Genomic DNA, 9294 nt, shown 5'->3' with positions numbered 1-9294 from the left:
CCTGGGTGAGCGGCTTGTCCGCGGCGAGGTGCAGGTAGGTGAAGAGCGTCTGCCCCTCGCGCATCCGGTGGTACTCCTCGGCGACGGGCTCCTTGACCTTGAGCACCATCTCCGCGGTGCCCCACACCGCGTCGGCGTCGGGCAGCATCCTCGCGCCCGCGGCGACGTACTCCTCGTCGGGGACGGACGAGCCGACGCCCGCCCCGGCCTGGATCACCACCTCGTGGCCGTGCGCGACCAGCTCGTGCACGCCGATCGGCGTGATGGCGACCCGGTACTCGTTGTTCTTGACTTCCGCAGGGATGCCGACGATCACCCTTGGATGCTAGCCGTTCTCCCGGCGGCGCAGCGCGTCGTAGGCGAGGACGGCGACCGCGAGCGGCCCCTCCTGGGCCTGGCCGCCCAGCACGGCGTCGACCACCTCGCCGAACGGCGCCCACAGAACCTCGAGGTGGGCCTCCTCGTGAGCGACGACGAAGCCGTCCGGGCGGTCGACGGCCGTGACCCCGCGGGCGAGGTAGAAGTGGTGGCGTTCTGCCGAGATCCCGACCGAGGGGTAGGTCGTCAGCAGGTGCCGCCACTCGCTCGCGGCCAGGCCGGCCTCCTCGGCCAGCTCGCGCTTCGCGGTCTCCACGGGGTCCTCGCCGGCGACGTCGCACAGGCCGGCCGGCAGCTCGATGAAGGTGCCGGGGCCGGGGTGGCGGTACTGGCGCAGCAGGCAGACCCGCTCGTCGTCGTCGATCGCGAGCACCAGGGCAGCGCCCGGGTGCTCGAGGACCAGGCGACCGAACACCTGGTCGGCGTCGGCCGGGTCGCCGCCCGGCGCGGTGATCCGGTCCCGACGGAGCGCGACGACCCAGTCGTCGCGGTGCAGGTCGGTCGAGTCGACGACCGGCCAGGAGCCGGGCGTGTCAGCCAGGCTCATCCGCTCACTCGCCGGGTGCCTCGACCCGGCTCTCCGGGTCGTCCGCGAGCGGCGGGTGCAGCACCGACTCGTCGAGCGGGATCAGCAGCTCGCGCTGGCGGTCCAGCGCCGCACCGATCAGGCCGGCGAAGAGCGGGTGCGGCCGGGTCGGACGCGAGCGGAGCTCGGGGTGGGCCTGGGTCGCCACGTAGTAGGGGTGCACGTCGCGGGGCAGCTCGACGAACTCGACCAGGCCGAGCTCCGGGTTGGTCCCCGAGAACACCATGCCGGCGTCGGACAGCTGGTCGCGGTAGGCGTTGTTCACCTCGTAGCGGTGCCGGTGCCGCTCCTCGACCCGGCCGGAGCCGTAGACCTCGCGGGCGATGGAGCCCTCGGCGAGCTCGGCCGGGTAGAGGCCCAGCCGCATCGTCCCGCCCAGGTCGCCCTCGCCCTCGACGTACTCCTTCTGCTCCTCCATGGTGGCGATCACCGGCTCGGGAGTGTCGGGGTCGAACTCGGTCGAGCCCGCCTTCTCGAGGCCGAGGACGGAGCGGCTGTACTCGATCACCATGCACTGCAGCCCGAGGCACAGCCCGAGGGTAGGGATCTTGTGGGTCCGCGCGTAGGTGAGCGCTCCGAGCTTGCCCTCGAGCCCGCGGATGCCGAACCCACCCGGGATGCAGATCGCGTCGACGTCCTGGAGGTGCTTCGCGGCTCCGCTGGGGGTCGCGCACTCGTCGGAGGGGATCCAGCGCAGGTCGATCTTCGCCTCGTGGGCGAAGCCGCCGGCCCGGAGCGCCTCGGCGACCGAGAGGTAGGCGTCGTGCAGGTCGATGTACTTGCCGACCAGGGCGACGGTGACCGCCTCGACGGGGTGGTGCACCCGGCGGAGCAGGTCGTCCCACGTCGTCCAGTCGACGTCGCGGAACGGCAGGTTGAGACGGCGCACGACGTAGGCGTCGAGTCCCTCGCGGTGCAGGACCTTGGGGATGTCGTAGATCGACGGCGCGTCGGCGGCGGTGACGACGGCCTCCTCGTCGACGTCGCACATCAGGGAGATCTTGCGCTTGATCGACGCCGGGAGCTCGCGGTCGGCGCGGCAGACCACCGCGTCGGGCTGGATGCCGACCTGGCGCAGCGCGGCCACCGAGTGCTGGGTCGGCTTGGTCTTCAGCTCGCCGGAGGGGCCGATGTAGGGCACGAGCGAGACGTGGAGGAAGAAGCAGTTGTCGCGGCCGATCTCGTGGCGCACCTGGCGCGCCGCCTCGAGGAACGGGAGCGACTCGATGTCGCCGACCGTGCCGCCGACCTCGGTGATCACGATGTCGACGGGCTCGGGACCGCGACCCATGGCGAGGATCCGGTCCTTGATCTCGTTGGTGATGTGCGGGATGACCTGCACGGTGTCGCCGAGGTACTCCCCCTTGCGCTCCTTGGCGATCACCGTGGAGTAGACCTGGCCGGTCGTGACGTTCGCGATCTGGCTGAGGTCGGTGTCGAGGAACCGCTCGTAGTGCCCGATGTCGAGGTCGGTCTCGGCGCCGTCGTTGGTGACGAAGACCTCGCCGTGCTGGAACGGGTTCATCGTCCCGGGGTCGACGTTGAGGTAGGGGTCGAGCTTCTGCATCGTGACGCGCAGGCCACGCGACCGGAGCAGCCGGCCGAGGCTCGACGCCGTCAGACCCTTGCCCAGGGAGGAGGCGACGCCTCCGGTGACGAACAGGTGCTTGGTCTGGTCCCTACCGGGCGACATCATCACGGGATTCCATGCTATCCGCTAACCGCGGTTCCAGGCACCTTGACGCGTCGTGTCGCGGGCGACATCGAGCAATTCCCTCGCGTGGGCGATCGCTGTGTCGGACCCGGCGAGGCCGGCGAGCATCCGGGAGAGCTCGCGCTCGCGGCCCGCGTCGTCCAGCGTGGTGAGCCCGGAGCTGGTGACGCTGCCGTCGCTGGACTTCTCGACGACGACGTGACGGTCGGCGTAGGCCGCCACCTGCGGCAGATGGGTGACGACGAGGACCTGTGCGGAGCGCGCCAGGGCCGCGAGCCGGCGCCCGATCTCCACCGCGGCGGCGCCGCCGACGCCGGAGTCGACCTCGTCGAAGACGAACGTCGGCACCGGGCTGGTGCCGGCCAGCGAGACCTCGACCGCGAGCATGACGCGGGAGAGCTCACCACCGGACGCGCCCTTGTGCAGCGGACGGGGCTCTGATCCCGTGTTGGCGGCGAGCAGGATCTCGACCTCGTCGACGCCGGAGCGGCCCGTCCGCAGCCAGCGACCGCCGACGAGCAGCCGGTCGGTCGGTGGGTGCGCCGTGTCCTCGGGGTCCTCGACCTCGTGCTGGCGCACGTCGACGGTGACCTTCGCGTGCGGCATGGCCAGCAGCGCGAGCTCGTCGGTGACGGCCTTCCCGAGCCGGCCCGCCGCCTCGGCGCGGGCGGCGCTGAGCGCGGCCGCCACCTCGGCCAGCTCCGCGCGCAGCTCGGTGCGGCGGGCGTCGAGCACGGCGATCTGCTCGTCGGTGGAGTCGAGGTCGAGCAGCCGGGCCGAGGACTCCTCCGCCCAGGCGAGCACCTCGTCGACGGTGTCGCCGTACTTGCGGGTCAGCGCGGTGAGCGCGGCCCGGCGCTCGGAGACGGCGGCCAGGCGCTGGGGGTCGGTGTCGATGCCGCTCGCGTAGGACGCGACGTCCGCGGCCAGGTCGGAGAGCAGGTAGGTCACCTCGGCGATCCGGTCGGCCAGCTCCGCAGCCGCCGGGTCGTGGTCGCGTACGCCGTCCAGCTGCCCCCGGGCCGCGGCGACGGCGCCGAGCGCGTCCGGCGAGCCCTGCTCGCTCGACAGCGCCTCGCGCGCCTGCTCGGCGGCGACCCGCAGCGTGTCGGCGTGCCCGAGCCGGGCCTCCTCGGCCGCCAGCTCGCCGTCCTCGCCGGGTTGGGGCTCGACCGCCTCGATCTCGCCGACGCCGAAGCGCAGCAGGTCGGCCTCCCGGGCGCGCTCGCGGGCCGAGGCGACCACCTCGGCGAGCTCGCGCTCGCAGGCGGTCAGGTCGTCGTACAGCGCCGCGTAGCGCGCGGAGAGCGCTGCCACGGCGTCGCCGGCGAACATGTCGAGGGCCTGCCGCTGCATCTGCGGCTTGAGCAGCCGGTGCTGGTCGGACTGGCCGTGCACCGCGACCAGCGGCTCGGCGAGCTCGGTGAGCGTCGCCACCGGCACCGAGGCGCCGCCGACGAAGGCGCGCGAGCGGCCCTCGGCGCTGACGTTGCGCGCGAGCACCACCCGACCGTCCTCGGTCTCGCCGCCCACGTCGTCGACCGCGGCGCCGAGGCCGGCCAGGGAGGTGACGTCGACGACGCCCTCGACCCGCGCCTGACGCGCGCCGGAGCGCACCGCGCCGGAGTCGGCGCGGCCGCCGAGCAGCAGGCCGAGCGCCGTGACGACCATGGTCTTGCCGGCGCCGGTCTCGCCGGTGATGACGGTCAGGCCGGGCCCGAGCTCGAGCGTCGAGGAGTCGATCACCCCGAGCGAGCTGATCCGGATCTCCTCGATCAACTGTCCTCCCCGAGGGAGCCGCCGAGCAGCCGCCGCCGGCGCTCCGCCGATCCGCGCCAGCCCTCGACGGGGAGCCCGAACTTCGCGACCAGGCGGTCGGTGAACGGCGCGTTGTGCAGCCGCACCAGCCGGACCGGCCGCAGCCCGCGGCTCACCTCGATCCGGGCACCGGGCGGCAGGTCGACGCTGCGGCGCCCGTCGCACCACAGCACGCCGGACCCCTCGGTGCCGCCGAGCACCTCGATCGCGATGACCGAGGACGGCGCGACCACCATGGGTCGCGCGAAGAGCGCGTGCGCGCTGAGCGGCACGATGCACAACGCCTCCACCTGCGGCCACACGATCGGTCCGCCGGCACTGAAGTTGTAGGCGGTCGACCCGGTCGGCGTCGCGCAGACGACGCCGTCGCACCCCCAGCGCGACAGCGGACGGCCGTCGATCTCGACGACGACCTCGAGCATCCGCTCGCGCGCGGCCTTCTCGACGCTGGCCTCGTTGAGGGCGAACGTCGAGTAGACGAGCTCGCCGTCCCGGAACGCCCGGACGTCGAGGGAGAGCCGGTCCTCGGTCGTGTACTTCATCGCGACGATCGCCTCGATCGTCGCGGCGACGTCCTCGTGCTCGGCCTCGGCGAGGAACCCGACGTGACCGAGGTTGACCCCGAGCACGGGCGTCAGCCGCTTGTGGGTGAGCTCGACCGCTCGCAGGATGCTGCCGTCGCCGCCGATCACGACCGTGAGCTCGCACCCGCGGCTGGCGTCGGTCTCGGAGTCGGTGAGCTCGATCTGCGGGTCGTAGCCCGTCGGGTCGAGGCCGAGGGCGTCGGCCTCCGCCCGCAGCAGGCGCACGACGATGCCGTGGCCGGTCAGCTCCTTCACGAACGCGCGAGCGACGTCGCGGGCCTCGTCGCGCCGCGTGTGGGCGAGGACGAGGACCCGCCGCGGCTCGGTGCTCGGCGTCGTCACGTCGGTCATCGTCTCATCCACCCCCGTCAAGCCCCGTCAAGCCCGGCCCGGACCACCGCGCCGATCTGCTCGTCGTCGAGCTCCGCGGGGCCGTGCCGCAGCCACAGGAAGAACTCGACGTTGCCCGAAGGTCCGGGCAGCGGGCTCACGGTCACGGCGCGCGCGCCCCATCCTCGCGCGGCGGCGGCCGCGGCCACGCCGAGCACGGCCTCGGTGCGCAGCTCCGGGTCGCGGACCACGCCGCCCTTCCCCACCCGGTCCTTGCCGACCTCGAACTGCGGCTTCACCATCAGTGCGAGGTCGCCGTCGTCCCGGGTGACGCCGACCAGCGCGTCGAGCACCAGGACCAGCGAGATGAACGAGAGGTCGCCGACGACCAGGTCGACCGGGCCGCCGATCTCCTCGGGCGTCAGGGTCCGCACGTTCGTCCGGTCGTGGACCCGGACCCGCTCGTCCTGCCGCAGCGACCAGTCCAGCTGGCCGTACCCGACATCGACCGCGACGACCTCCCGCGCGCCCTCCCGGAGCAGCACGTCGGTGAAGCCGCCCGTCGAAGCCCCGGCGTCCAGGCAGCGGCGGCCGGCCACCTCGAGCCCGGCCGGCCCGAAGGCCGCCAGCGCGCCCACCAGCTTGTGCGCGCCACGCGACACGTAGTCCGGTCCGGCCTCCGCCTCGGCGACGACGATCGCCACGTCGGTCGTGACGCCGGTCGCGGCCTTCGTGGCGGTGCTGCCGCCGACCTTGACCCGGCCGTCGGCGATCAGCCTGGCCGCCCGCTCGCGCGAGGGCGCCAGCCCGCGCCGGACCAGCTCCGCGTCGAGACGCAGGCGACGAGGGGGCACTAAGAGGCCGCGGGCGGGTCGTCGAGGACCCGACGGAGCTCGGCGTGGGCGGCCTCGAAGACGGGGGCGTGCTCCGCCACCGGCCGGGCATCGAGCCCCGCGACGAGGTCGAGCACGGAGTCGATCGACGTGATGCCTGTCGTCACCGGCGACGTCGCGGAAGCGGCGGCCTGGTCGGGAGCTGCAGGTACCTCGGTCATGCTCCGGAGGCTACCGCTCCCCCGTCTCGGATCCGGGATCCAGGCCGGTCACGTCCACGACGTCCTGGGTGGAGTCACGGTGGTCCCAGGCGGCCGTCGCGACGGCCCGCCACCAGTCGGCGCGCTCGCCCGCGCCGGTGAGCGCCAGCCGGCCGCGCTGCACCCGGGCGTGCCAGCCGCCGACCCGCCAGCCGTCGCCGTCCCGTTCCGGCTCCGGGTGGGTGACGAGGAGGCCGCCGAGGTCCGGGAAGAGGTACGTCGGGCGCAGCTCGGGCGTCGCCGCCACCAGCTCAGGGAGGCCGGTCACCCCGGTCAGCACGAGCAGCGACGGCAGGTCCGCGTTGCGGGCGCCCTCGATGTCGGTGTCCAGCCGGTCGCCGACCATCAGCGGGTGCTCGCCGCCGACCCGGCGGACGGTCTCGTCGAGCAGCGGGCGCTGCGGCTTGCCGGCGACCACCGGGTCGACGCGCGCGAACCGCGCGATGGTGTCGACCAGCACGCCGTGGCCCGGCGCCTGCCCGAACGCGGTGGGGAAGGTGGCGTCGGTGTTCGACGCCACCCAGGGCAGTCCGTCGCGGATCCGGACCGCGACCCGCATGATGTCCCGCCAGGGCACGTCGGGGCCGTAGCCGCTCACCACGGCCACCGCGTCGTCCTCGGCGCCGACCGGCGTCAGCCCGGCGTCGGCGAGCGCCCACTCCAGTCCGGGGCCGCCGAGCAGCACCACGCGCGCGCCCTCGCCGTACCGCTCGGCCAGTAGGTGCGCCGCCGCCTGTGCCGACGTCACGACGTCCGCTGTCCCGGCCGGCACGCCGAGCTCGGAGAGGTTGCGCGCGACCTCGGCGGGCGGACGCGCCGCGTTGTTCGTGATGTACGCCGTGCGCATGCCCCGCTCGCGGGCGGCAGCGAGGTGCTCGGCGGCGCCGGGGACCGCCTCGCCGGCGATGTAGACGACCCCGTCGAGGTCGAGCATCGCCAGGTCGTACTCCTCGGCCAACGGCACGCTGCAGGCACTCAACACGGCCCCCAGCCTGCCAGGAGGGGGTGCGCCGCTCCCTAAGATGCTCGGATGGATCCGCACACCGTCGTGCCCCCGTACGTCGCGGGTCCGCTGCGCCTGGAGCCGTTCCGCGCATTGATGCTGGTGCCGCGACGGATCGGCGATCCGTCCACCGGACGGGCCTTCGCCCGCCCCTACAAGGACGTCGCCGCCCGCCTGACGCGGTGGCAGCGGCGCGGGCTCCTGACCCGCGACGACGCGCCCGCGCTCTACCTGCACGAGTACACCGCGGGCGGGATGAGCATCCGCGGCCTGGTGGGCGCGCTCGACGTGTCGAGGCGGGCCACGCGGCACGAGGACCGCGCGGTGCTGCCGCACGAGGGCATCCATCCGGCCCAGGCCGACGACCTGGCCGACCGGATGGCCGAGATGCAGCTCAACCCCGCGCCGATCCTGCTGGTCCACCGGGCGGGTGGCCCGACCCGCGCGCTGCTCGCCGAGATCGCCCGAGGGACGCCGGACCACCAATTCACCGACCGCTCCGAGCAGCGGCACCGGATCTGGGCGATCCGGGACCCGGGCAGCCTCGCCACGATCCGGACGGACCTCGCCGGAACCCGCGCGCTGATCGCGGACGGCCACCACCGCTATGCGGCCTACCTGCGCCTCCAGCGGCGGCAGCCGGGCGGTCCGTGCGACCACGGCCTGGCCATGCTCGTGGACCAGGGCACGACCCCGTTGTTCCTCGGAGCGATCCACCGCACCCTCGTGGGCACCTCGCTCGGGGACCTCCGGACCGCGACCGAGAGCCTCGGCATGCACTGCGCGGACGCCTCGCAGGCCGACGCCGTCGCCGCGCTCGGCCAGAGCCGGCTCGCGGCCACCGACGGCCGGTCCTGGGCCGTCGTCGACCTCAGCCCGGCGACCGACGAGCTCGCCGCGGTCGAGGTGCTGCACCGGCACCTGGTGCCGGCGCTCCCCCACGGCCCGGCGAGCATCGGCTACCACCACACCGTGGACGACGCACTCGCCGCCGCAGCCCCCGGCAGCGCCGTCAGCGTCCTGATGCCGGCACCGTCCTTCGACCTCGTCCTCCGGATCGCCGAGGCCGACCGGCTGCTGCCCGAGAAGGCCACGTCGTTCCAGCCCAAACCCAGCCTCGGCGTCTTCATCCGCTCATTCGACGACGGCTGAGCGCCGCAGCACCCGGGCCGAGCCGACCTCGACCTCCACTCGGGACGCCGTGCTGCCCCCGGACCGGAAGAACCGCCGGCGCAGCGCACCGACCACCTCCACGGCGTCTCCGTCCCGCCAGCCGCGCATGGACCGCCGCGGCCGGCCCTCCCACGCCGCGCAGTCGATCACGTCCACGCTCTGGCCCCGGCGGCCGTCGGGCCGGATCCGCACCGTCGCCCGCGGCACCACGACCCGGACCACGCACACCTCGTCGCCGCTGGGCAGGGTGCGGACCTCCGCCGCACCCGACACCGTGCCCCGTAGCCGGACCTCGTTGTCCGGGTTCTCCTCGTTCGTGCTCATCTCGGCACCTCCTTCGGGACCGAGACTCCCGGCCGGGTCCGACAGGCGGCGGCACCGGGCGCGACGGCTGTGGAGAACCTGTCCGGACGCCTCCCCTGTGCACGGCTCCTGGCCCGAAAAGCACGAAAGGGCTGTCACAGAAACCTGTGAACAGCCCTTTCGGAAAGTATGTCCGGCGGCGTCCTACTCTCCCACAGCCTCTCGGTTGCAGTACCATCGGCGCTGGCAGGCTTAACTTCCGGGTTCGGTATGGGTCCGGGTGTTTCCCTGTCGCTATGGCCGCCGTAACTC

At 73.7% G+C, this 9294-nt stretch carries 9 protein-coding genes, 1 rRNA gene and 1 pseudogene; 1 reads left to right on the top strand and 10 read right to left on the bottom strand.

What is annotated here, in order from left to right:
* From ABD709_RS21300 to ABD709_RS21265, 8 genes and pseudogenes are all read right to left on the bottom strand, one after another.
* A pseudogene (locus ABD709_RS21300) lies at positions 1-316 on the bottom strand (alanine dehydrogenase); the annotation flags it as partial.
* A 9-nt stretch (positions 317-325) separates the two neighbouring features.
* On the bottom strand, positions 326-925 hold the full coding sequence (locus ABD709_RS21295; RefSeq protein WP_344779075.1) for an NUDIX domain-containing protein: 600 nt from the start codon (positions 923-925) through the stop codon (positions 326-328).
* A gap of 4 nt (positions 926-929) precedes the next feature.
* The gene (gene pyrG / locus ABD709_RS21290; RefSeq protein WP_344779076.1) at positions 930-2657 is read right to left on the bottom strand and encodes a CTP synthase; all 1728 of its coding nucleotides are present in this window, start codon (positions 2655-2657) and stop codon (positions 930-932) included.
* Between the two features lie 24 nt (positions 2658-2681).
* On the bottom strand, positions 2682-4457 hold the full coding sequence (recN, locus tag ABD709_RS21285; protein ID WP_344779074.1) for a DNA repair protein RecN: 1776 nt from the start codon (positions 4455-4457) through the stop codon (positions 2682-2684).
* Positions 4454-5431 carry an NAD kinase gene (locus tag ABD709_RS21280; RefSeq protein WP_344779073.1) on the bottom strand — a complete coding sequence of 326 codons (978 nt, stop codon included), beginning with the start codon at positions 5429-5431 and terminating at the stop codon, positions 4454-4456. The genes recN and ABD709_RS21280 overlap by 4 nt, the downstream gene beginning before the upstream one ends.
* A 17-nt stretch (positions 5432-5448) precedes the next feature.
* Positions 5449-6264 carry a TlyA family RNA methyltransferase gene (locus ABD709_RS21275; protein WP_344779072.1) on the bottom strand — a complete coding sequence of 272 codons (816 nt, stop codon included), beginning with the start codon at positions 6262-6264 and terminating at the stop codon, positions 5449-5451.
* On the bottom strand, positions 6264-6464 hold the full coding sequence (locus ABD709_RS21270) for a hypothetical protein (protein ID WP_344779071.1): 201 nt from the start codon (positions 6462-6464) through the stop codon (positions 6264-6266). The genes ABD709_RS21275 and ABD709_RS21270 overlap by 1 nt, the downstream gene beginning before the upstream one ends.
* A gap of 10 nt (positions 6465-6474) precedes the next feature.
* Positions 6475-7485 carry an HAD-IIA family hydrolase gene (locus ABD709_RS21265; protein ID WP_344779070.1) on the bottom strand — a complete coding sequence of 337 codons (1011 nt, stop codon included), beginning with the start codon at positions 7483-7485 and terminating at the stop codon, positions 6475-6477.
* 48 nt (positions 7486-7533) lie between these two features.
* Between ABD709_RS21265 and ABD709_RS21260 the strand changes: the two genes are divergently transcribed.
* Entirely contained in the window at positions 7534-8658 is a 1125-nt protein-coding gene (locus tag ABD709_RS21260; RefSeq protein WP_344779069.1) for a DUF1015 family protein, read from the top strand.
* On the opposite strand, the gene ABD709_RS21255 is transcribed toward ABD709_RS21260, so the two are convergent.
* On the bottom strand, positions 8641-9003 hold the full coding sequence (locus tag ABD709_RS21255) for a single-stranded DNA-binding protein (RefSeq protein WP_344779068.1): 363 nt from the start codon (positions 9001-9003) through the stop codon (positions 8641-8643). The two genes, ABD709_RS21260 and ABD709_RS21255, sit on opposite strands and share 18 nt — an antisense overlap.
* 170 nt (positions 9004-9173) lie before the next feature.
* Positions 9174-9290 (bottom strand): 5S ribosomal RNA (gene rrf, locus ABD709_RS21250).
* Positions 9291-9294 lie beyond the last annotated feature (4 nt).

Origin of the sequence: Nocardioides panacisoli, assembly GCF_039537325.1 — a bacterium.
Taxonomy (GTDB): domain Bacteria; phylum Actinomycetota; class Actinomycetes; order Propionibacteriales; family Nocardioidaceae; genus Nocardioides; species Nocardioides panacisoli.
Note: the sequence above shows the minus strand (reverse complement) of the source record. Positions and strands in the feature narration are given on the sequence as shown.

Coding starts and splice junctions, on each gene's coding strand:
- ABD709_RS21255 (WP_344779068.1), bottom strand. CDS start 9,003: ATGAGCACGAACGAGGAGAACCCGGACAACGAGGTCCGGCTACGGGGC.
- ABD709_RS21260 (WP_344779069.1), top strand. CDS start 7,534: ATGGATCCGCACACCGTCGTGCCCCCGTACGTCGCGGGTCCGCTGCGC.
- pyrG (WP_344779076.1), bottom strand. CDS start 2,657: ATGTCGCCCGGTAGGGACCAGACCAAGCACCTGTTCGTCACCGGAGGC.
- ABD709_RS21270 (WP_344779071.1), bottom strand. CDS start 6,464: ATGACCGAGGTACCTGCAGCTCCCGACCAGGCCGCCGCTTCCGCGACG.
- ABD709_RS21295 (WP_344779075.1), bottom strand. CDS start 925: ATGAGCCTGGCTGACACGCCCGGCTCCTGGCCGGTCGTCGACTCGACC.
- ABD709_RS21280 (WP_344779073.1), bottom strand. CDS start 5,431: ATGACCGACGTGACGACGCCGAGCACCGAGCCGCGGCGGGTCCTCGTC.